This is a genomic window from Streptomyces sp. PL-29 (assembly GCF_058344425.1).
Window position 1 is genome coordinate 5586714 of the sequence record NZ_CP136996.1, and the last position, 22407, is coordinate 5609120.

Genomic DNA, 22407 nt, shown 5'->3' on the forward strand with positions numbered 1-22407 from the left:
TCCCGGCCCGGCACGCGCCCCCTCCTCGCGCCGTCCGATCGGAGCGCCCGGGGCTACCCGATGGAGTGGGGCCGCCCGGTCGTCCCGGTCGCGTCGATGGCATCGGGCACCCGGCCCGTGCGAACCCTGGTCGCGTCCCCTGTACGCCCGCCCCCGAGCGCACCGCGCGAACGGAGATCCCGGCCATGCTCATCCCGTCGATCGACCACGACGTCAAGCACACCTCCACGCTCCCGATCAACCAGGACGAGGTCGTCAGACTCTTCGTCCGCGAGCGGGACGGGACGAGGAATCCCACCAAGCGCTCGGCCGTCCTGATGCTGCACGGCCGCAGCGTCCCCGTGCTGCCCGGCGCGGATCTCGGCACCGGCGAGTACAACTGGATGCAGTTCCTCGCCCAGGCGGGCTTCGACGTCTTCGCCATGGACCTCCAGGGCCACGGCCGCTCGCAGCGCCCGGCGGTCATGGAGGAGCCGTGCAACACCCCGGCCGGACCGCAGGCGAAGCTCCTGCTCGACGGCCACCCGCTGGAGGCCCCCTGCACCCCCCACTACGCCCAGCACCTCGGCGACTCCGCCGATGACTGGGCCGCGGTCCACACCGTCGTCGAGTACATCAAGGCCGAGCGCGGCGTGGAGAAGGTCGCTCTCTTCGGCTGGTCCGCCGCGGCGGTCGCGCTGGGACCGTACGCGATCCAGCACCCGGAGAACGTCTCCAGCCTGTTCCTGCTCGCCCCGGTCTTCCGGCCGGACGGACCCGCGAGCAAGCCCGGCACCAAGTGGGAGCGGCCGGACGCGCTGCCCCCTCCGCCGTCCCTGTGGACCTACCCGATGAACATCACCGGCCGGGAGGGCTTCGAGGACACCTGGGACAGGGAACTCGGCTGCGGCTCCGAGCAGCGCGCGGAGGGCATGGTCGAGACCGTGTGGGCGGCGATCATGGAGAGTGACGTGTTGGGCCGCAACTGGGGGCCGCCGGTGTCCGGCGTGCCCTCGGGAGTGCTGCGCTACCGCAACGCGTTCTGGTGGGGCTGGAACAAGGCGGGCGCCAAAGTGGACCACGTCCTGGGCCACGAGGTGCCGGTGCTCATCGTCGTCGGCGAGCATGACAAGACGGTGAACAGTGCTCCCGGCACCGTTCCCTTCCTCTCGGTCACCGAGCTCTACAAGGCCATCCCGGGCCCGAAGAAGATGCACTTCGAGGTTGCCTGCGCGGGCCACCAGATCCCGTGGGAGCGGGTGGTCAAGCACGTCCACCACCTGTCCCGGAAGTGGCTCAAGCACACCGCGATCGACGGCCACACCCAGGGCACCTTCGCCATGGACACGGAGGGCGACTACACCGAGCGACCGCTCTGATCCGGCCGTGCCCCGGTCCTCGCGTCGGGGACCGGGGCACGTCGGTGGTCTGCTCTGCTACGCCGTGGCGGCCAGGGCGGTGAGGAGCACCGGGGTCACCTGTTCGATCTGCCAGGCCCGGGCGCCGTGTGCGGCCAGGGCCTGGGACACCGCGTCCGCCTCCAGCCGCTGTGGCGGCTCCCAGCACAGGCGGCGGACCGTGTCCGGGGTGATCAGGTTCTCCTGCGGCAGGTTCAGCTGCTCCGCCAGCGCCGAGACGGCGGTGCGGGCCGCGGCCAGCCGGGCCGCGGCGGCCGGGTCCTTGTCCGCCCAGGAGCGCGGCGGGGGCGGGCCGGCCGGGGTCGCCCCCGGCTGGGGCAGCTCGTTCTCGGGCAGTGCCTTCGCCCGGTCCACGGCGGCCATCCACTGGTCGAGCTGACGGCGGCCCATCCGCTGCCCGTAGCCGGGCAGGGCCGACAGGGTGTGCACGTTGGCGGGCATGGCCAGGGCGGCCTCGACGATGGCGGCGTCGCCCAGCACCTTGCCCGGCGACACGTCACGCCGCTGCGCGATCCGGTCCCGGGACTCCCACAGCTCCCGTACGACGGCCATCTGGCGGCGGCGGCGCACCTTGTGCATGCCGGACGTACGGCGCCACGGGTCCTTGCGCGGCGGGGCCGGCGGGGCGGAGGCGATCGCGTCGAACTCCTGCCGGGCCCACTCCAGCTTGCCCTGCCGGTCCAGTTCCTTCTCCAGCGCGTCCCGCAGGTCCACGAGCAGCTCGACGTCCAGGGCGGCGTAGCGCAGCCAGGGCTCGGGCAGCGGGCGGGTGGACCAGTCGACGGCGGAGTGGCCCTTCTCCAGCGCGTAGCCGAGAACGCCCTCGACCATCGCGCCGAGGCCGACCCGCGGGAAGCCGGCGAGCCGGCCCGCCAGTTCGGTGTCGAACAGGGAGGTGGGAACCATGCCTATTTCGCGCAGGCACGGCAGGTCCTGGGTGGCGGCGTGCAGGATCCACTCGGTGCCGGAGAGGGCCTCGCCCAGTGCGGACAGGTCGGGACAACCCACCGGGTCGATCAGCGCGGATCCGGCGCCCTCGCGGCGCAGCTGCACGAGGTAGGCCCGCTGGCCGTAGCGGTATCCGGAGGCGCGTTCGGCGTCGACGGCGACGGGGCCGGTGCCCGCGGCGAAGGCCGCGACCACCTCGGCGAGGGCGTCCGCGTCGGCGACCACCGGAGGAATCCCCTCACGGGGCTCCAGCAAAGGGATCGGCACCCCACCGGGCGGAACAACGACGTCGTCCGGGGGGCCGCCCCCGGTGGTGGTGCGCAGGTCTGCTGCGGTCTCTTGGGCGTCGGTCACCGGTCAAGGGTATCCGTGTATACGACGCGCCCGTCGCCGGAACGTTCCGTCGACGGGCGCGATCAGTATGCGGGGTGTTTTCCGGGGGTATCCCGGACGTCTATCCGGGCGCTCCGGCCCGTGCTCAGTGGATGATCCCGGTCCGCAGGGCCACGGCGACCATTCCCGCGCGGTCTCCGGTGCCCAGCTTGCGGGCGATGCGGGCGAGGTGGGACTTGACGGTCAGGGCGGACAGGCCCATCGAGACGCCGATGGCCTTGTTGGACTGGCCCTCGGCGACGAGGCGCAGGACCTCGACCTCGCGGCCGGAGAGCTCCCGGTAACCGCCCGGGTGGCTCGGGGCGCCCGGGGGGCGGCGGTGCATGCGGGCGGCGGCAGCGCCGATGGGGGCGGCGCCGGGCCGGCTGGGGAGCCCGATGTTGGTGCGCGTACCGGTGACGACGTAGCCCTTCACGCCGCCCGCGAGGGCGTTGCGCACGGCGCCGATGTCGTCGGCGGCGGACAGGGCCAGGCCGTTTGGCCAGCCTGCGGCACGGGTCTCGGAGAGCAGCGTGAGACCGGAACCGTCGGGCAGGTGTACGTCGGCCACGCAGATGTCGCGCGGGCTTCCGACGCGGGGGCGGGCCTCCGCGATGGACGACGCCTCGATCACGTCACGGACTCCGAGGGCCCACAGATGGCGGGTCACGGTGGAACGGACGCGCGGGTCGGCCACGACGACCATGGCCGTCGGCTTGTTCGGGCGGTAGGCGACCAGGCTTGCGGGCTGCTCGAGAAGAACGGACACCTAGGCCTCCTGGGGGAGTGGCGGGACGGCCGGCTCGGGGAAGGAAGCCGGTGCGAACCGTGCGGATGGTCACTGACTCCTTCGGCACGTCACCCGCCCGGCTTTAGGGAATGATCACGATTTGGTGAGTAACAATTCGGGCAATTCAGACGCACGATCGATCATCGGGTGATCAGAAGCCCACAACGGAGGCCGCGTTCCGGTACTCCGCCGCGGACCGCGGTCGGGCGCTCCCCGCCCCGTGGGGCCGGACGGCCCCGTGTCTACGGGTGGTGCGGACCGCGGCGCTGTGGCAGGGAGACCACGCCCGTCGCCGTGTCCGTCGGGCCCACCGGCGGCAGCCCCGCGATCTGGCAGATCAGTTCGCACCACGCCGACAGGTGCGCCGGGGTGTCTGGCACCCCGCCCACGCCCTCGCGCGGCGTCCAGGACGCTCTGATCTCGATCTGCGTCGCGGGCCGCCGCTCGGCGAGCCCGCCGAAGTAGTGCGAGCTCGCCATGGTCACCGTGCCGCTCGCCTCCCCGTAGGCCAGCCCGCGCGCCTCCATGGCCCCCGTCAGCCACGACCAGCACACCTCCGGCAGCAGCGGGTCCGCGGCCATCTCCGGCTCCAGCTCCGCCCGCACGAGCGTCACCAGCCGGAAGGTCCCGTGCCAGGCGTCGTGCCCGGCCGGATCGTGGAGCAGGATGAGCCGGCCGTCGGCCAGGTCGTCCTCCCCGTCCACCACCGCGGCCTCCAGCGCGTACGCGTACGGGGCCAGCCGCTGGGGCGGCTTCGCCGGATCGATCTCGACCCCCGGGCGCAGCCGGGCCTTCTTCAAGCCTTCGACCGCCCGCCGGAACGGGAGCGGGACCGAGCTCTCCTTCGCACTGTCCGCACCGTCGGCGCCATCTGAAAATCGTCCCTGAGCCGCAGCCATGCGGGGAAGACTAGGCGGTATGTGCAGCCGTACGGCGCAGGGACACCCGTGCCGCGACGGGCACTTCTTCATACGTGCGAAGATTTGGGTCGTGAGCGCCAACGACCGCCCCCAGGGCCAGCCGAGCCAGACGTACGATTCCGCCTTCCTGAAGGCGTGCCGGCGGGAGCCGGTGCCGCACACGCCGGTGTGGTTCATGCGGCAGGCCGGGCGCTCCCTCCCCGAGTACCGCAAGGTCCGCGAGGGCACCGCGATGCTCGAGTCCTGCATGCGGCCCGACCTGGTCACCGAAATCACCATGCAGCCCGTGCGGCGCCACCACGTCGACGCGGCGATCTTCTTCTCCGACATCGTGGTCCCGCTCAAGGCCATCGGCGTCGACCTGGACATCAAGCCGGGCGTCGGCCCCGTCGTCGCCCAGCCGATCCGCCGCCGTGAGGACCTCGCACAGCTGCGCGACCTCACTCCTGAGGACGTCTCGTACGTCACCGAGGCGATCGGCATGCTCACGAGTGAACTGGGCTCCACGCCGTTGATCGGTTTCGCGGGCGCGCCCTTCACCCTCGCGAGCTACCTGGTGGAGGGCGGTCCCTCGAAGAACCACGAGCACACCAAAGCCCTCATGTACGGGGACCCGCAGCTCTGGGCCGACCTGCTCGACCGCCTCGCGGAGATCACCTCCGCCTTCCTGAAGGTCCAGATCGAAGCCGGCGCCTCCGCCGTGCAGCTCTTCGACTCCTGGGTGGGCGCACTCGCCCCGGCGGACTACCGCCGCTCCGTCATGCCCGCCTCGGCGAAGGTCCTGCAGTCCGTGGCCTCCTACGGTGTCCCGCGGATCCACTTCGGCGTGGGCACGGGCGAGCTGCTCGGCCTGATGGGCGAGGCCGGCGCGGACGTCGTGGGCGTCGACTACCGGGTCGCGCTCGACGAGGCGGCCCGCCGGGTCGGTCCGGGCAAGGCCCTCCAGGGCAACCTGGACCCGGCCGTGCTCTTCTCCACCACGGAGGCGGTCGAAGCCAAGACGGACGAGGTCCTCGCCGCGGCCGCCGGCCTGGAGGGCCACGTCTTCAACCTCGGCCACGGAGTCCTGCCGACGACCGACCCCGAGGCGCTGACCCGCCTGGTGGACTACGTCCACACCAAGACGGCCCGCTGAGCCCAGCCGTACCCGAGCGGGTGCGGTACCGCGCCGGTCAGACCCCCGCCGCGCGGACCGCGGAGACGGCCTTGCGGGCCGCCACCAGGACCGGGTCCCAGACTGGGGAGAACGGCGGCGCGTAGCCGAGGTCGAGCGAGACCATCTGGTCCACCGTCATTCCCGCGGTGAGCGCCACCGCCGCGACGTCCACCCGCTTCGCGGCGCCGGCGCCGCCGACGATCTGCACGCCCAGCAGACGCCCCGTCCGGCGTTCCGCCAGCATCTTCACCGTCATCTCCGCCGCCCGCGGGTAGTAGCCCGCGGTGTTGGTGGAGGTGACGGTGGCCGTGACGAAGCGCAGGCCCGCCTCCAGCGCGTCCCGTTCGCGCAGCCCGGTACGGGCGATCTCCAGATCGCACACCTTGCTGACCGCCGTGCCGACCACCCCGGGGAAGGTCGCGTAGCCGCCGCCCACGCCGGAGCCGATGACCTGGCCGTGCTTGTTGGCGTGAGTGCCGAGCGGGACGTGCCGGGTGCGGCCCGCGACCAGGTCGAGGACCTCCACGCAGTCGCCGCCCGCCCAGACGTTCCCGTGCCCCCGGACGCGCATCGACAGGTCCGTGAGGATCCCGCCCGAGGATCCGAGCGGGAGGCCGGCGGCGCGGGCCAGCGCGGTCCGCGGCTCCACGCCGATGCCCAGCACGACCACGTCCGCCGGGTACTCCTCGCCGGCCGCCGTGGCGACCGCGCGGGCCCGGCCCGCCTCGTCGGTCAGGACCCCGGTGACCTCGGTGCGCGCCACCGTGCGGATCCCCATGAGGTTCATCGCGGTGTGGACCAGGCCGCCCATGTCCGGATCCAGCGTGGCCATCGGCTGCTCCCCCCGGTGCAGGACCGTCACCTCGTAGCCCCGCAGCTTCAGGGCTTCGGCCATCTCCACGCCGATGTAGCCGGCGCCGACCACGACCGCCCGCCGGCCCCGTGCGCGTTCCAGGGAGTCCATCAGCCTGCGGCCGTCGTCCAGGGTCTGGATGCCGTGCACCCCCTGCGCGCCGAAGCCGGGCAGGCGCGGGCGCACCGGCCGGGCGCCCGTGGCCAGCACCAGCTTGTCGTAGTGCATCCACGATTCGGACCCGCTGTCCAGATCGCGGGCGCGGACCCGGGAGCCGGCCGGGTCGAGCTCCACCACCTCCGTGCGGGTGCGCAGGTCGATGGCCCGGGCCCGGTGTTCCTCGGGGGTACGGGCGATCAGGTCGTCGCGCTCGGCGACCAGCCCGCCGACCCAGTACGGGATGCCGCACGCCGAGTAGGAGGTGAAGCGTCCACGCTCGAAGGCGACGATCTCCAGTTCCCCGGCGCCCTTGAGCCTGCGGGCCTGCGACGCGGCGGACATCCCCGCCGCGTCGCCCCCGACCACCACCAGTCGTTCCGTCACCATCTGCCCGTACCGCCCCTTCACCGCCGTCGAATGGTGAACACGCTACGGGGGACGGTGCGTTCAGTCCCGCACGTCCGCCCCGCTGTCCACGGCCGGGCCTTCGGCCGGCGGTGCCGTCCGGGCGGCCGGGACCGGCATTCGCTCCTGGGCCGGCGTCTGCTCCGGGGCCGGCATCTGCTCCGGTGCCGGGCCCGTCCCCGGACGCCCGGGCCGCCACCGCCGGCGGACCCGGACCACCAGTGCCGCCACCGCAGCCGTCAGCAGGAACGGCAGCAGCGCCCCCAGCGCCACCACGAGGTAACGCAGGATCTTCGTGAAGACCTCCCAGCCGCCGTTCAGCGCGCCGAGGAAGGTGGGCTCCTGCTCCTCCACCGCCTTCGCGGGGGACGGCTCGGAGACCTCCAGGGTGATCGTGCCCATCGAGGTCCGGTCCTTCAGCGCCGTCTGCTGCGCCAGCAGCGACTCCAGATCGGACTGGCGCCGGCTCAGCTCGCCCTCCAGCATCACCACCTCGCTCAGCGCCGAGGCCTTGCCCATCATCTCCTGCACCCGCGCCACGCTCGCCCGCTGTGAGGAGACACGACTGTCGATGTCGGCGACCTTCTCGGTGACGTCCTGTGCGTCGACCTTGCGGCGCAGCAGCTTCCCGCTGCCCTCCATCGCACCGAGCACGGCGTCGTAGCGCTCGGCGGGCACCCGCAGGGTCACCGTCGAGGTCATCCGGCCGTCCTCGCCGCGCTTGGTCGATTCGTTACCGACGTAGCCGCCCGCGCCCTCGGCCGCGGTGCGGGCCGCCGCCAGGGCCCGCTGGACGTCGGGCGTCTCGATGCCGAGCGTCGCCGTACGGATGACGTTCGGGCGGACCGCGACCGGCGCCCCGTCGTTCCTGCCGGCCGACTCCACCGCCCCCGCCGACCCGGCCGGGCCCGGCGCCGCCGCGGCGCCCGCCGCCCCCTCCCGGGCCTTCCCGTCCGCATCCTGCGGCGCGACGGCCGCCTTGTCGCTCGCCGAGCCCCCGCCGCCCGCGCCACAGCCGGTGAGCGCGAGCGCCCCGGTGAGACAGAGGGCGGCCAGGGCCGCCGCGGAACGGTGTCTGCTGATGCTGCGCATCGCCTTGAACCCCCGATGATCGGCTGGTGTTGCCGTTTCGACGTACAGGGTCCCGCCGCGGGTTTCGCACACGCGGTTCCGGGCCGGTCCCGATGAGGTCACGGTCCGGCCTCGGTGATCGGTCTGAGACGATGTGTCCATGCACGAAGCGGACATGCGTACGGATCGATCGGCGGGCCCCACTCGGCCGGACGGCTCCCCGAGCCATGTCGTCGTCATCGGCGGCGGCATCGCGGGCCTCGCGGCGGCCCACCGGCTGCTCGCCGAAGGCGCCCGCGTCACGCTCCTGGAAGCGGGAGCGAGGCTCGGCGGAAAGCTGTACTCCGGTGAACTCGCCGGAGCCCGCGTGGACCTCGGCGCCGAGTCCGTGCTCGCCCGCCGCCCCGAGGCGGTCGCCCTCGCCGAGGCCGTGGGTCTCGCCGACGCCGTGCAGCCGCCCGCCACCGCCACCGCCCACCTGTGGACCCGCGGCGCGCTGCGGCCCATGCCGCGCGGCCACGTCATGGGCGTCCCCGGCGACCTCGGGCCGCTCGCCGCCTCCGGGGTCCTCTCCGCCGAGGGCCTCGCCCGCATCGAGGCCGAGCGGACCCTGCCGCCCACCGAGATCGGCGAGGACGTCGCCGTCGGCGCGTATGTGGCCGCCCGCCTCGGCCGCGAGGTGGTCGACCGGCTGGTGGAACCGCTGCTCGGCGGGGTCTACGCGGGCGACGCCTACCGCATCTCCATGCGGGCCGCCGTGCCCCAGCTCTTCGAGGCCGCCCGCAGGCACGCCCTGCTGGGCGACGGTGTGCGGGAACTGCAGCGCGCGACGCAGAGCGGCCCCCAGCAGGCCGGCCCGGTCTTCGCCGGCATCGACGGAGGCATCGGACGCCTCCCGCTCGCGGTGGCCGACGCCTGCCGCCGGGCCGGTGCGCGCATCGTCACCGGCGCCCCCGTGCGCGAGGTCCTCCGTACGACCGACGGATGGCGGGTCGTGGCCGCCGGGGAGACCGTCGACGCCGACGGCGTCGTCCTGGCCGTCCCGGCCGGGCCCGCCGCCCGGCTGCTCGACGCCCTCGCGCCGGCCGCCGCGGCCGAGCTGGACCAGGTCGAATACGCCTCCATGGCGCTGGTCACCATGGCCTTCCGGCGCGGTGACCTGCCGTCGGCCGTCACCGGCGGCGGCGCCAGCGGATTCCTCGTACCGCCCGTCGACGGCCGGACCATCAAGGCGTCCACCTTCTCCAGCAACAAATGGGCCTGGGCCGGCCGGGACACCGACCTCTTCCTCCTGCGCACCTCCGTCGGCCGGTACGCCGACGAGCGCGACCTGGACCGCGAGGACGGCGAACTCGTCGAGGTGTCCCTCACCGACCTCGGCGAGGCCGTGGGCCTGACGGCCCGCCCGGTCGCCTCCACGGTCACCCGCTGGGACGGCGGACTGCCCCAGTATCCGGTCGGCCACCTCGGACGGGTCGCCCGGATCCGCGGCGCCGTCGAGGCCCTGCCCGGCCTCGCGGTGTGCGGCGCGCTCTACGACGGTGTGGGCATCCCCGCCTGCATCGCGAGCGCCGGCCGGGCGGCGGACACGGTGATCGCCGCGCTCGCTGCGCGTACGGCACCCCTGGCTCCGACCACTGATCAGCGCACGGGACAATAGACACATGACTGCACCAGAGAAGATTCCCAACGCGGGGAAGAAGGCGAAGGACCTCAACGAGGTCATCCGCTACACCCTGTGGTCCGTCTTCAAGCTGAAGGACGTCCTGCCGGAGGACCGCGCCGGTTTCGCCGACGAGGTCCAGGAGCTGTTCGACCAGCTGGCCGCCAAGGACATCACCGTCCGCGGCACCTATGACGTCTCCGGCCTGCGTGCCGACGCCGACATCATGATCTGGTGGCACGCGGAGACCGCGGACGAGCTGCAGAGCGCGTACAACCTGTTCCGCCGCACCAAGCTGGGCCGCGCGATGGAGCCGGTGTGGTCGAACATGGCCCTGCACCGCCCGGCCGAGTTCAACAAGTCGCACATCCCGGCCTTCCTGGCCGACGAGGTCGCCCGCGACTACGTCAGCGTCTACCCCTTCGTCCGCAGCTACGACTGGTACCTGCTGCCCGACGAGGACCGCCGCCGGATGCTCGCCGACCACGGCAAGATGGCCCGCGGTTACCCGGACGTGCGCGCCAACACCGTCGCCTCCTTCTCGCTGGGCGACTACGAGTGGCTGCTCGCCTTCGAGGCGGACGAGCTGTACCGCATCGTCGACCTCATGCGTCACCTGCGCGCCTCCGAGGCCCGCATGCACGTCCGTGAGGAGGTGCCCTTCTACACCGGGCGCCGCAAGTCCGTCGCCGACCTGGTGGCCGGGCTCGCCTGATACCTCCCCTGGGGGGACGGACCGGAGGACGACCACACCGTCAGGTGAGTGCCTCCGGTGGATCGGGAGGCACAGCCCCCGAAACGACGCAGCCGGAGACCCCGCCCGGAAGTTCAGACGACCGGCGGCAGCAGCGCCCTGCGGGCGCCCGCCGCCCCGTCGTCCAGCGACACCGGTGCGGGCTCCGGATGCGGCGCGCACGTGGCGCGCCACCCCGGGGTGGCGCCCGTCAGCAGATACCGCTCCACATGGCGGTCCACACAGCCGTTGCGTCCGCCGACGACTCCGTGGGAACCGGCCCCCGTCTCCGTCACCAGTGACGCCCCGGCGCCGAGCCGCCGCTGGAGTTCCAGCGCGCCCGGGTACGGCGTCGCGCCGTCCCGTTCCGCCGCGACCACGAGGGTCCGCGGCAGCCGCTCGGGCTGCGCCCCCACCGCCACGGGCGCGCGCGGCCCGGCAACCGGCCAGGACGCGCACGGCAGGTTGAGGAAGGCGTTGGCCCAGGTCTCGAAGGGGGCCGTTCGCGCCAGCTCGGTGTTGTCGCGGTCCCAGGTCTCCCAGTCCGCCGGCCAGGAGGCGTCGTTGCACAGCACCGCCGTGTAGACGGCCGTCGCGTTCTCGGCCGCGGCCGCCGTCGCCGGGTCGGGCGTGGCCTGGGCGGCCAGCAGTGAGGGATTTCCGCGCAGGAAGGCGGCCAGGGCCGCGGCCCGGTCCGGCCAGACGTCGTCGTAGTAGGCCGCCTGGAGGAAGGCGGCCCGCAGCTCGCCGGTTCCGACGGTGCCGCCCGCCGGGGTGCGGGACACCGCGTCACGGACCCGCTCGTAGCCCGCCTGCACGGCTGCCGGGGTGGTGCCGAGCCCGTACGTGCCGTGGTGGCGGGCCACCCAGGTGCGGAAGTCGTGCCAGCGGCCCTCGAACCCACGTGCCTGGTCGAGGTTGTTGCGGTACCAGACGCGGCGCGGATCGGGATCCACCGCCGAGTCGAGGACCATCCGGCGGACGTGGCGAGGGTATTGGGTGGCGTAGACGGCGCCGAGGTAGGTGCCGTACGAGGCGCCCATGAAGGTCAGCTTCTCCTCGCCGAGCGCGGCCCGCAGCACGTGCAGGTCACGGGCGTTGTTCAGCGTCGTGTAGTACGGCAGCGCGGCACCGGCCCGGCGCGCGCACCCCCGCGCGTACTCGCGGGCCCGCGTCAGCCGTTCCGCCTTGTACGCGGGGGAGGGGTGGACCTGTTCCTGTACGGGCCCGTGGGTGCGGGCCGCCGGGTCCGTGCAGGACAGCGGGGCCGAGCGCCCGACCCCCCGCGGGGCGTAGCCGACGAGGTCGTAGGCGGCGGCGATCCGCTCCCAGCCGGCCAGGCCGGCGACGAGTGGGAAGCGCATTCCGGAGGCTCCGGGGCCGCCCGGGTTCTGGACGAGCGCGCCCTGGCGAGCCGCGCCGCCGGCCCCGGTGGCGGCGGCGCGGCTGACGGTCAGGGAGATCTGCGGGCCGTCGGGGCGGGCGTAGTCGAGCGGTACGCGCAGGGTGGCGCACCGGACACGGGACGGCAGTTCCTCGACGGCGGGGCAGGTGCGGAAGTCGAGGCCGGAGGCCCCGCCGCGCCGGGAGGCGGCTGCGAGGGCCGCGCGGCGGGCGACGAGGGCGGCTCCGGCGCTCTCGGCGTCGGCGGATCCGGTGGCGCCGGCGGATGGGGTGCCCACCGGGGGCTGCGGGGGCCGCGGAACCGGGGCGGCCACCGCGGTGGGCGCGCACAGGGCGAGCAGCAGTGCGGCCGCGGCGGCCCCGTGGTGTGCGGTCGGCGTGCGCATGACGTCCCCTGCCTTCCATCCGATGAACCGATGAGAGGCCTGCGCGCCGCGGTTGTAAAGGATCACCGGCCGGTGTCGGCGGCCGTGACCCCTATGGACGCATCAGGAACTGCTGGAGCAGCTGGAGCTGCTCGAACTCGAACAACCGGAGGAGGAGCCGCCACAGCTCGAACCGCTACCGCCACCGCCCGAGCAGCCGGATCCGCCAACGCCTCCGCAGCCACCGCCGGAGGAGCCGCCGGAGGAGGAGCCGCAGCCCGAACCGCTCCCGCCGCCCCCGTCACTCGTGGCGCACCACATCACCGGCAGCAGCTCGGGCGAGGAGTCGGACGAGGACGAGCGGGTGTCCGGGCGGTGTGGGCGCGCACCCGCCTGCGCGGCCGCCAGCCGGGTGCCGCGCGCGGCGGGCACCAACTGCTGGCGCAGGAAGGGATCGCGCAGGCCGCGCAGGCCGAAGAGCGCGGTGTGCACGTGCGGGGTGGGGTCGTTCACGTACGCGGAGCGCATGGCGAGCAGCGCCCGCCGCCCGGCCCGGGTGATCCGGTTCCCGGCGCGGGCCATGCAGAACAGGCCCAGGACGATGCCCGCCAGCAGCACGGGCGCCACCAGCGCGATGAACGGCACACCGGGGTCGGGGTCGAGGGCGAAGCCCACGACCGTCAGCGGGATCGAGACCAGCAGCCAGACCGCGCACACGACGGCCTGGACCAGCCCCCAGCGGCGCCAGGTCCGGCCGCCGCCGGGCGGCGCGAGAAGCCCGCGGGCGGCCAGCGCGTCCCCGATCCGCTGCACGGCCGGGTCGCGCATGGCGGCATAGCGCACCTGGTAGAGCCAGCCCGAGGGGGCTCCGGCATGCGCCTGGAGCACGGCCCGCTCGGCGGGGCCGCCGGCCCGCGCTCCCGGGCGCACCTGGACGATGCCGGGGCCGCCGACGACGAGCCGGCCGTCCCCGAGCATCGAGACGAGCGCGGCGTCCACCACGGTGCCGGGTCCGCCCACCAGGAAGGCGGCCTCGGACAGGTCGCGCAGGGCTGCCGAGGGGGCCGCGCCCGCGGGCCGGGCGCGGCGCAGCCCGCGCAGGAGGAGGCTGCAGGAGACGGCGACGGCGAGCCAGACGGCCGCGGCGAGGACGTTCACGCGGCCCTCCCCGTGAGCGCCCGGGCCCAGCGGACGATACGGCGCGGCGGCCTCGCCCCCGCCCGCTCCCGCCACCAGGCGGTGAGCCGGCGCCGGGCGGCCGGGTCGGCCGGAAGGTCCCGGATCAGCAGGTGCTCGGCGAAGTCCAGGGCGTCCCTGCGGTATCCCGCGGTCATGGGGCGGCCCTTCGCGTAGGCGAGGAAGGCCTTGCGGTACGGTTCGCGGCCGCCGAGGATCCCGGGCAGTTCCGGAGCCACCTTGGCGACCACCTCGGCCCGCTTGGCGGCCAGCGCCCGCGCCTGCACGCGGATGCGCGCACGGTCGAAGCCCTCGGGCACGGGGGTCCCGGCCACGAGCGCGGACAGCAGGGCCGCCTGTCCCAGTGCCACGCGGGTCCGCCTGGCCTCGCAGGCTCCCTGCCCCGGGAGTTCCTGGACGGCTCCCGGCTCGGCCCCGGATGCCGCCGGGGCCGTCCGGCCGGCCGTCACGACCTGACGGATCGCGGCCAGTTCGGCCGCCAGCTCCGTCTCGGGCGGGAAATCGTCGTCCCGCTCCAGCAGGACGCCCGCCGGCTCCACCCGGGAGCGCAGCTCGGCCAGCAGTGCGAGCACGACCGGCGGTACGGGGTGCGCGTGGGTGTCGTGCCACACGCCGCCCCGTTCGATGCCGCCCGCGACGTGCACGTACGCCAGGGCCTCCAGCGGGATCGCGTCCAGGACGGCGGTCGGGTCCTCGCCCCGGTTGACCCGGTTGGTGTGCAGGTTGGCCACGTCGACGAGCAGCCGGACCCCGGTCCGCTCAACCAGTTCGGTGAGGAACTGCCCCTCCGTCATCTCCTCGCCCGGCCACGAGAACAGCGCGGCGATGTTCTCCAGCGCCAGCGGCACCGGCAGCGCGTCCTGCGCGATCCGTACGTTCTCGCAGAGCACGTCCAGTGCGTCGCGGGTGCGCGGCACCGGCAGCAGGTGCCCGGCCTCCAGCACCGGCGAGGAGGTCCGTACGAAGGCGATGTGCTCGGTGACGAGCGGCGCCCCCAGCGCCACCGCCCGCTCGCCGAGCGCCGCGAGCTTCTGCGGATCCGGGCGGTCGGCCCCGCCGAGGCCGAGCGACACCCCGTGCGGCACGATGCGGGTGCCCCGCTCGCGCAGCCGTCCGAGAGCCTCGGGCAGGTGGCCCGGGCAGATGTTCTCGGCCACTACCTCGACCCAGTCCAGGCCGTGCAGCCGTTCGACCGCATCCGCGATCTCCGGCCGCCAGCCGATGCCCACCCCCAGGTGTGCCATGGGCTTCATGTCCCCTCGCCCCCTCTCAAGCACCGTGTGCCGGTGTCATGCACCCGACGCGGTCGCGCCAATCCCAGCAGGGGACGTTCAGAGCAACATTTGAGGTTCCGCCCGGCAGGTTCGGCCCGGCAGGTGCCGGGCGGCCACCGGGTCTCTCAGAGCCGGGCCCGCAGCGCCGGGTGCTCGGCGACCACCGTCGCGCTGCCGGGCGCGATCTCGGTGAACCCGGCGTCGCGGACCACCGGCAGCCCGCTCCCGCTCAGCTCCGTCCACCGCTCGCGCGCGGCCGTGCGCACGGCCAGGCGGAAGCCCGACTCCTGCCAGGCGGCCCGCTCCGCCCGCGTCAGCTCCCACCACGCCAGCTGCGCCGCGTGCCCGGCCTGGGCCATCGCCTTGCCGGCCGACATCTCCAGACCGGGGTTGAGCCACAGCACCGGCAGGGCGGAGGCGTCGGCTTCGGCGGCCGGCTCCGGGTCGTCGAGGTCGGTGCCCGACACCTGAAGCTTGGCGAGCTCCTTGGGCCAGCCGTCGAGGGGCACCGGAGGGAACACCCGGACCTGTGCCGCCTCGCCGTGGACCGTGACGCCGGGCAGGGCCTGCGCCTTGCGCCACTCCGCCCCGCGCGCCCGCCGGACCACCTTGCGGATCCGCGCGTCCTGCCAGTCCCGGACCGCCTGCGCCCACTCGCCCTCGCCGTCCGCCCGCTCGTCGGTGAGCAGGACCAACACGGCCCGTGCCGCGGTCTCCAGGGCATCGGTCCGGGCCGGGGGCTCCGCCTTCTCGATGCGGACCACCAGCGGCAGGACGAACTGCGGGGCCTCGTCGCGCAGTACGTGCTCCCGTCGGAAGGCACTGTCGGCCCCGACCGCGGGTACGCCGGAGGTGTCGTCGGTGTGCTGGCTGCTCATCCCGCCAAGGATGCCAGGCTCCACCTCGGGGAGGATGTCCCGGGTGGCGGACCCGGGCGAGGATCGGGGCCATGAAGAGTGATCTTTTTGCGTCCGAGCACCTGGCCCGGGCAGCCGCTGCCCCCGGGATGAGCCTCCAGAACGCCAAATCGGTGAAGTACAACGTCAACGGGGAGATGCTGGCCCGTCAGGGATCCATGGTCGCCTTCCGCGGCAATCTGCAGTTCGAGCGCAAGGGACAGGGCATAGGCGGCATGCTCAAGCGCGCCGTCACGGGCGAGGGCCTGGCGCTGATGTCCGTACGCGGCCAGGGCGAGGCCTGGTTCGCCCACCAGGCGGGTGACTGCTTCATCATCGACCTCGAACCCGGAGACGCCCTCACCGTCAACGGGCGCAACGTGCTGTGCTTCGACCCGACGCTGTCCTACGAGATCAAGATGGTCAAGGGCGCCGGCATGACCGGCGGCGGCCTCTTCAACAGCGTCTTCACCGGCACCGGCAAGCTTGCCGTGGTCTGCGACGGACACCCGATCATCATCCCGGTCACGGCTCAGGCCCCCGTCTACGTCGACACGGACGCGGTGGTCGGCTGGAGCGCCCGGCTGGAGACCGGGCTGCACCGTTCCCAGTCGGTCGGGTCGATGATCCGTGGCGGCTCCGGCGAGGCGGTCCAGCTGAAGCTGAGCGGCGAGGGATTCGTCATCGTCCGGCCGAGCGAGCTCACCGAGACGGCGGTCGCGCGGTGAACCCGGCCGGTGTGGGCCGCCGCTCCGGCTGCCGCCGGCCCTGGGCGCTGCGCGGGGCCTCTCCGGAGCTGCCGCTCGGCGCCCGGCCCGCACCGCCCACGTCCCCGCGCGCTTCCCGGAGGAGGGCCGACCGCTACGTCCCGATCAGCTGTGAGACCTTTACGAACCGGTAGCCGCGCTTGCGCAGTTCCGGCACGATCTTCCGGACGGCCTCCTCGGTGACCGGGGCGGCGCTGCGCGTGCAGTGCATCACGACCACGGAGCCGGGCTTCACCCCGGCGAGGACCTGCTCGGCCACCGCGTCCGGGTCCGTCGCGAAGGCGTCCCCGCTGACCACGTCCCACTGGACCGCCGTGACCTTGGCCGTGGACAGGGCCCGCAGCGCCGGGTCGTCGTAGCAGCCGCCGGGGAAGCGGAAGTACGGGACCGTGTTGACGGCGCCTGCCTGGCGGAACGCGGCGAAGGCCCGGTCCACGTCGGCGCGCGCGGCGGCGCCGTCGAGCCGGGGCAACCCGTAGCAGGGGGAGGTGAAGGCGTGGTGGCTGTAGGAGTGGTTGGCGATCTCGAAGTTCGGGTCGGTCCCGATGGCCTTGGCCTGGTCCGGGTACTCCTCGGCCCAGCGGCCCGTCATGAAGATCGTCGAAGGTACCTTGAGGGTCCGCAGCGCCGAGATCAGTTGAGGGTTGTCGAAGCGCTCCCCGCCGGCCGCGCGCGGCCCCTGGTCGGAGGTCATGTCGGCGTCGAAGGTGAGCGCCACGGTCTTGTCCGTGCGCTGCCCGGCCCGTTCGAAGACGGGGGTCAGGCCGTTCGGGCCGGGCGCGAGCGTCGGTGCCGTGCCGGGCGCGCCGGCGAGCGGGGCGCCCGGGGTGCCGGGGGAGGAGCTCGGGGAGGAGGCGGCCGCGGTGCCGGGCGCGGAAGCCGCGGGGGCGGACGCCGGCGGCGTGCCCGTGCGGGCTTCACGGCCGGTGTCCTTGGTGCCGGATCCGCCCCCGCAGCCCGCGAGGGAAGCGGCGAGGGCGGCACTGAGTGCGGCCGCGGCCGCAACCTTGCGTACAGAAATGGTCACGCACGCAAAATATATGATTATGTGACAAGTGGGTGCATGCGGTACTTCCCCGCGTGCCGCAGGCTCCCGGTCAGCGCCGCCAGGGACCCGTGACGGCGAAGGTGGTGCCCGGTGCGTAGGCGTTGACGTACATGGTCCGCCCGTCGGGGGAGAAGGTGACCCCGGCGAACTCTCCCCACTCCGGGGCCCCCGGTCCGCCGATGTCGTCGGCGTTGCGGGCCACCGGATAGACCTCGCCGCCCGCCGTCACCCCGAACACGTACTGCGCCCCGCCGCCGTCCTCGCACACCATCAGCCCGCCGTCCGGGGCCAGGCAGATGTTGTCGGGGGAGTCCCCGGGCAGCTGTACGTCCGCGGCCGGCCCGAAGAGCACGTCCAGCCGGAGCCGGGCCCGGCCCGGATCGTAGAACCACACCTGCCCGTGGTGGTCGGCGGGTGCGCCCTCGCCCCTGCGGGCGTAACTGGACACGAAGTGGACGCCGTTGCCGCCCCAGTAGCAGCCCTCCAGCTTCTGCGCGTGGGTGATGCCGCCCGCCCCGAAGTCCTGGTGCCGGATCGGGGTGACGGCCGCCGACGGGTCCGGTACGGGCACCCACTCCACCGGGAACTCGGCCCCGGGCTCGTCCACCACCGCAAGGTCCGCCACACCCGGGACCCGCAGGGCCTCCAGGGCGCCGCCCGCCCGCAGCGAACCGGCGGCGCCGAGCGGCCGGGCCGGCAGGAAGCGGTAGAACAGCCCGAAGGGCCGCACGAAGGCGTCCTCGGTCTCGTAGACCACCCCGCGGTACGGGTCCACGGCGACGGCCTCGTGCGCGAAGCGGCCCATGGCGGTCAGCGGCACCGCGCCGGTGCGCCGCGGGTGGGCCGGGTCCACTTCGAAGACGTAGCCGTGGTCGCGCTCGTAGCCCGAGGTACCGGCCCGGTCCTCGGTCTCCTCGCAGCTCAGCCAGGTGTTCCAGGGGGTGCGCCCGCCCGCGCAGTTGACCGCCGTGCCGGCGAGGGCGACCCGCTCGCCGGTGACCCGCCCGTCCGGGGCGAGGTCGAGGGCTGTGCAGCCGCCGAGCGCCCCAGGGTCGTACGTCAGCCCCGCCACGGCGGGCACCCGCAGGGCGGCGCCGGCCCTGTTCTCGTGGTTGCGCACCAGCCGCACCCGGCCGCCCCCTGCGTCGAAGGCGGCCATGCCGTCGCAGTGGGCGGGGACGGCGCCCTCACCGGAGCGCATCGGGTCGCCCGCCCGCGAGAGCACCCGGTAGCCGAACCCGGCGGGCAGGTCGAGCAGCCCGCGCGGGTCGGGGAGCAGCGGCCCGTACCCGCCGCCGGCGCGCGCCGCCCGGGACGAGGCGGGGGAGCCGCCGGCGAACAGCGCGCCCAGAGCTCCGCTGAAGGTGATCGCGCCGGCGGCGATCAGGCTGCGTCGGGTGACGGACATCGGCGGCTCCCGGGAGGACGTCGGGCCCCTGAGGGGGTGTCCCGCCGATCATGCCGGGCGTGCGGCCGGTCCTGCCGGACCGACAGGTGCCCACAGGTACCGAAGCGTGTCGAAAAGGGCCCGTTCGGCGCCGAACAGCTTGGAACGGCGCCGAGCGGGCCGAGCGGTCCGAGCGGTCCGAGCGGGACGGGCCTACGGGCGCGTGGTGCCCGGCAGGCAGGCCACCGCCGGGTTGAAGGTCTCGTGCAGGCCTCCGGGGTTCTTCTTCCAGAGCCACAGGTGCAGGGCGTAGTGCACCGGCTGGCCGGGGAAGTTGCCGGGCTTGGGGCCCTTGAAGGCGGTGCCGAACAGGGCGGGACGGTCGTCGTCCGTGGTCAGCTTCTGGTCGCGGTCGTAGACCAGCCACTGGACCCCGACGAGGCGCTTTCCGCCGCGCCCGTCGTCCTCGTAGTACAGCGCGGCGGGCTTGGCCGGGTCCACGGAATTGTCGTACGCGTGGTTGAAGTGCGGGTAGCCGAGCGCGCCGCTCCCGCCCGCCCGGTCGAAGACGCAGTACCTGTCCGGCACGTAGCCGGCCGCCACCGCGTTGGCGTGCACCTGGAACCTGGCGGTGGCGGCGTACGCGACCCCCAGGTCGGCCGTGGCCCGGCCGCGGTCCGGGCCGTGGCCGGCGGCGGCCGGCGGTGCGGCGACGGCCGCCAGGACGAGCGCGGCGGCTGCGGTGAGGGCGGGGGCGAGACGTCGGGCCATGCGCGGGCTCCTCGTGACGGGCTGGCTGGTGGCACGGCAGCCCTTCCCGCTGGCCGCCGCATCCGGCCCGGGTCCGTCCCGACACGGCACGGACGGGCGACCGCCGATCGGCCGTGGGTCGGCCGACGGTCGGCCCGCCGCACCCGGCCGGGCCGGCGGCCGGGCGCTCCGCCCGCGGACGGCCCCCTCCCCGGCTCCGGTGGCTCACCCGAACGGGAGCGGCTCCGTTTCACGGCGCACCGGCCCGGGGAACCGGTGAGTCCGCAGACGGCCGTTGCGACGGCCACGGCCACGGCCACGGCGGCCGACGCGACGGAGGGTGCGGAACATGGCGCAGCGGGATGCGGCACCGAACGGCGACGGAGCACTGCGCGACATCGTGTCCGCCGTCTCCCGGGGCGCACCGGAGTACCGGCAGTGCCCCCACCCCGTGTACGCGGCCCTGCGCGAGCAGGCCCCGGTGTGCCGGCTGACCCCGCCCCACGGGGTCGACACGTATCTGATCACCCGCCACGACGACGCCCGCGACGCCCTGTCGGACCCCCGGTTCAGCAAGGACATGCGCGGCGCCATCGACACCTACCACGCCGTGTACGGCAGCTTCTTCGACGCGCTCGACGACAACGTGCTCTTCTCGGACCCGCCGCGGCACACGCGGCTGCGCCGCATCCTGCGCAGCGCCTTCACCCCCAGGCGGGTGGAGCAGATGCGTCCGAGGATCACCGAGATCGCGGAGACGATCCTCGCCGAGTGCCGCCGGGCCGGGACGGTCGACCTGATGGCCGCGTTCGCGTTCCCGTTGCCGATCGCGGTCCTGTGCGAACTGATGGGCATCCCGCAGGAGGACCGCCCGGAGATCCTGGAGCAGTTCGCGGTGGTAACCCGCTCCCGGTTCGACCCCAGCCGCAGGGCGGAGCTCAAGGCCGCGGAGGAGCGGCTCCAGCACCGGCTGGAGCGGCTGATCTCGGACACCCGCGACCACCCGTCGGACACCTTCCTCAGCGACCTGGTCCAGGCGGAGGAACGGCTGGAGGACCCCGAACTGGTCGCGTCGCTGTGGGTCCTGTTCTTCGCCGGCCACAAGACCACCGCCTACCAGATCGGCAACTCCGTCCTCAACCTGCTGCTCCACCCCGACCAGGCGGCCCGGCTCCGCGCGGACCCCGGGCTCATTCCGGGGGCGGTCGAGGAGATGCTGCGCTACGAGGGATCGGTGGAGACGTCGACCTTCCGGTATGCCGCCGAGGAGGCCCGGATCCGGGACACGGTGATCCCCAAGGGCGCCCTGGTGCAGATCGCGATCTCCTCGGCCAACCGGGACCCGGAGCGGTTCGACGCGCCCGACGACCTGGACGTGACGCGCGAGGGACTCCAGGGCACGCACCTGGGCTTCGGCCACGGCACCCACTACTGCCTGGGGGCGCCGCTGGCGCGGCTCGAACTCGAGATCGCGCTCGCCTGCCTCCTGCGGGAGTTCCCGGACATGCGGCCCGTGGACCTGGAGGAGACCGGGGGAGCGTGGCTCAAGGGACCGGTGGCGGCCTTCCGCGGGCTGGAGCACCTGCGGATCGTCCTGGAGCCGTCGCGCCCGGACGGCGGGCCGGGCGGCGGCCCAGGCGAGCCGGGCGAGCCGACCCTGGCCTCCGTGGCTTCCGGAAAGTAACCCAGACCCGATGGACGGTGGATTGGCATGACGGATTCCGTGAGTACCCCCGGAGTGCGCCTCCTGGGAACACCGGCGGACGAACTGCGCATCGCCGCGGTGGGCACCAGCGAGGTCATCCGGATCGCGCGCGGACCCTCAGCGCCGGGCCCGGACACCGCGGGCACGGTCCACTCGAAGATCGACATGCACCACCACTTCTGCGCCCCGGAGTGGCGGGAGTGGGCCGTGCACCACGGGTTGATCGAGCCGGAGCGGCTGCCGGCGTGGAGCCGGCTCGACACCGAGGCGGCGATCCGCTTCATGGACGACGCGGGCATCACCACCGCGGTCCTCAAACCGATGCTGCCCGCGCGGTACCGCTCGTCGGCGCAGCTGCGCGAGGCGATCAACATCACGCTGAGGTCGATGATCGAGGTGGCGACCTCGCACCCGGGGCGGTTCTCGTACTACGTGCCGCTCTTCCTGGACGACCCGGAGGCGTCGTCCTGGGCGGTGCGCCGCGGCCTCGGGCAGCTCGGCGCCGTCGGCGTCAACGTCACCGCCAATTACGGGGGCGTCTATCTCGGGGACCCCGCCTACGACCGGCTGTTCCACGAGCTGAACGAGTGCCGCGCGGTGGTGGACACCCACCCGCACAACCTCCCGGGCGGCCCGCCCGGCGCACCGACCGTCCCGGGCATCCCGAACTTCGTGTGCGACTTCCTGCTGGACACCACCCGGGCCGCGGTGAACATGATCAGCCGCAGGACGCTGGACCGGTTCCCGGACATCTCCGTGGTCCTGCCGCACGCAGGCGGCTTCCTGCCGTACATCGCGACGCGGCTGCAGGCCCTCGGGCGGTTCTGCGAACCGAGCGTCGAGCCCGCCGCCGTCCGCGACCATCTGAGCCGCTTCTACTACGACACCGCGGGGCCCATGGCGCCCGCGGCGACCCTGCTGGAGCACGTGCCGGCCGACCACATCCTCTTCGGCACGGACTGGCCCGCCGCACCCGCCGACACGGTCATGGACCTGGCCCTGCCCGCCCTCGACGCGGACCCGGCCTTCACCCCGGAGCAGCTGCGGGGGATCTACCACGACAACGCCATGCGGCTGATCCCGCAGTTGGCGACGGCCTGACGGGGGTGCGGGCCGCGTCGTGCGGCCCGCACCCCCGGCCGGTGTC

General features: G+C 74.0%; 19 protein-coding genes. 7 read left to right on the top strand and 12 right to left on the bottom strand.

The window, feature by feature from the left end; translation table 11 throughout:
- Positions 1–185: 185 nt before the first annotated feature.
- Positions 186–1358 carry an alpha/beta hydrolase gene (locus R4Z63_RS25660; protein WP_052029990.1) on the top strand — a complete coding sequence of 391 codons (1173 nt, stop codon included), beginning with the start codon at positions 186–188 and terminating at the stop codon, positions 1356–1358.
- 57 nt (positions 1359–1415) lie between these two features.
- Here the strand turns inward: R4Z63_RS25660 and R4Z63_RS25665 are convergent, their stop codons facing one another.
- The 3 genes from R4Z63_RS25665 to R4Z63_RS25675 all read right to left on the bottom strand — a co-directional run bounded on the left by R4Z63_RS25665 (position 1416) and on the right by R4Z63_RS25675 (position 4406).
- A complete protein-coding gene (locus R4Z63_RS25665; protein WP_384446601.1) occupies positions 1416–2699 on the bottom strand; it encodes an HRDC domain-containing protein in 1284 nt (427 codons plus the stop codon).
- 124 nt (positions 2700–2823) lie between these two features.
- Complete coding sequence (locus R4Z63_RS25670; protein WP_069922445.1) at positions 2824–3486, bottom strand: helix-turn-helix transcriptional regulator; 663 nt, start codon at positions 3484–3486, stop codon at positions 2824–2826.
- A 263-nt stretch (positions 3487–3749) separates the two neighbouring features.
- Positions 3750–4406, bottom strand: a complete 657-nt coding sequence (locus R4Z63_RS25675) for a DUF3000 domain-containing protein (protein ID WP_384446599.1) — start codon at positions 4404–4406, stop codon at positions 3750–3752.
- 91 nt (positions 4407–4497) lie between these two features.
- Here R4Z63_RS25675 and hemE point away from each other — a divergent pair, with 91 nt between their 5' ends.
- Complete coding sequence (gene hemE, locus R4Z63_RS25680) at positions 4498–5562, top strand: uroporphyrinogen decarboxylase (RefSeq protein WP_037915287.1); 1065 nt, start codon at positions 4498–4500, stop codon at positions 5560–5562.
- 37 nt (positions 5563–5599) lie between these two features.
- Here the strand turns inward: hemE and R4Z63_RS25685 are convergent, their stop codons facing one another.
- Positions 5600–6982 carry an FAD-dependent oxidoreductase gene (locus R4Z63_RS25685; protein ID WP_386504416.1) on the bottom strand — a complete coding sequence of 461 codons (1383 nt, stop codon included), beginning with the start codon at positions 6980–6982 and terminating at the stop codon, positions 5600–5602.
- A 60-nt stretch (positions 6983–7042) separates the two neighbouring features.
- Complete coding sequence (locus R4Z63_RS25690; RefSeq protein ID WP_384456023.1) at positions 7043–8092, bottom strand: DUF4349 domain-containing protein; 1050 nt, start codon at positions 8090–8092, stop codon at positions 7043–7045.
- Between the two features lie 139 nt (positions 8093–8231).
- Here R4Z63_RS25690 and hemG point away from each other — a divergent pair, with 139 nt between their 5' ends.
- Both hemG and hemQ read left to right on the top strand, forming a co-directional pair.
- Positions 8232–9731 carry a protoporphyrinogen oxidase gene (hemG, locus tag R4Z63_RS25695; RefSeq protein ID WP_370466460.1) on the top strand — a complete coding sequence of 500 codons (1500 nt, stop codon included), beginning with the start codon at positions 8232–8234 and terminating at the stop codon, positions 9729–9731.
- A gap of 4 nt (positions 9732–9735) precedes the next feature.
- Complete coding sequence (hemQ, locus tag R4Z63_RS25700; RefSeq protein ID WP_037915293.1) at positions 9736–10449, top strand: hydrogen peroxide-dependent heme synthase; 714 nt, start codon at positions 9736–9738, stop codon at positions 10447–10449.
- Positions 10450–10562: 113 nt separating this feature from the next.
- Here the strand turns inward: hemQ and R4Z63_RS25705 are convergent, their stop codons facing one another.
- The 4 genes from R4Z63_RS25705 to R4Z63_RS25720 form a co-directional block, all read right to left on the bottom strand.
- A complete protein-coding gene (locus R4Z63_RS25705) occupies positions 10563–12257 on the bottom strand; it encodes an alpha/beta hydrolase (RefSeq protein WP_384456019.1) in 1695 nt (564 codons plus the stop codon).
- A gap of 102 nt (positions 12258–12359) precedes the next feature.
- Complete coding sequence (locus tag R4Z63_RS25710; protein WP_384456016.1) at positions 12360–13394, bottom strand: TIGR04222 domain-containing membrane protein; 1035 nt, start codon at positions 13392–13394, stop codon at positions 12360–12362.
- A complete protein-coding gene (locus R4Z63_RS25715; RefSeq protein ID WP_491522638.1) occupies positions 13391–14677 on the bottom strand; it encodes an MbnB/TglH/ChrH family RiPP precursor modification enzyme in 1287 nt (428 codons plus the stop codon). Before R4Z63_RS25715 ends, R4Z63_RS25710 begins: the two co-directional genes overlap by 4 nt.
- A 155-nt stretch (positions 14678–14832) precedes the next feature.
- Positions 14833–15585 (bottom strand): aminoacyl-tRNA hydrolase, encoded by a 753-nt coding sequence (locus tag R4Z63_RS25720; protein WP_037915304.1) that lies wholly within the window; start codon positions 15583–15585, stop codon positions 14833–14835.
- Between the two features lie 71 nt (positions 15586–15656).
- Between R4Z63_RS25720 and R4Z63_RS25725 the strand changes: the two genes are divergently transcribed.
- Positions 15657–16331 carry an AIM24 family protein gene (locus R4Z63_RS25725; RefSeq protein ID WP_037915308.1) on the top strand — a complete coding sequence of 225 codons (675 nt, stop codon included), beginning with the start codon at positions 15657–15659 and terminating at the stop codon, positions 16329–16331.
- Positions 16332–16464: 133 nt separating this feature from the next.
- Here R4Z63_RS25725 and R4Z63_RS25730 read toward each other — a convergent pair whose 3' ends face one another.
- The 3 genes from R4Z63_RS25730 to R4Z63_RS25740 form a co-directional block, all read right to left on the bottom strand.
- Complete coding sequence (locus R4Z63_RS25730) at positions 16465–17397, bottom strand: polysaccharide deacetylase family protein (RefSeq protein ID WP_037915311.1); 933 nt, start codon at positions 17395–17397, stop codon at positions 16465–16467.
- 70 nt (positions 17398–17467) lie between these two features.
- Positions 17468–18826: an alkaline phosphatase PhoX gene (locus tag R4Z63_RS25735; protein ID WP_037915314.1), complete on the bottom strand. Its 1359-nt coding sequence runs from the start codon at positions 18824–18826 to the stop codon at positions 17468–17470.
- 192 nt (positions 18827–19018) lie between these two features.
- Entirely contained in the window at positions 19019–19576 is a 558-nt protein-coding gene (locus R4Z63_RS25740; RefSeq protein ID WP_384456008.1) for a hypothetical protein, read from the bottom strand.
- Between the two features lie 328 nt (positions 19577–19904).
- Between R4Z63_RS25740 and R4Z63_RS25745 the strand changes: the two genes are divergently transcribed.
- On the top strand, positions 19905–21239 hold the full coding sequence (locus R4Z63_RS25745) for a cytochrome P450 family protein (RefSeq protein WP_384456005.1): 1335 nt from the start codon (positions 19905–19907) through the stop codon (positions 21237–21239).
- A gap of 27 nt (positions 21240–21266) precedes the next feature.
- A complete protein-coding gene (locus R4Z63_RS25750) occupies positions 21267–22361 on the top strand; it encodes an amidohydrolase family protein (protein ID WP_078555738.1) in 1095 nt (364 codons plus the stop codon).
- Positions 22362–22407 lie beyond the last annotated feature (46 nt).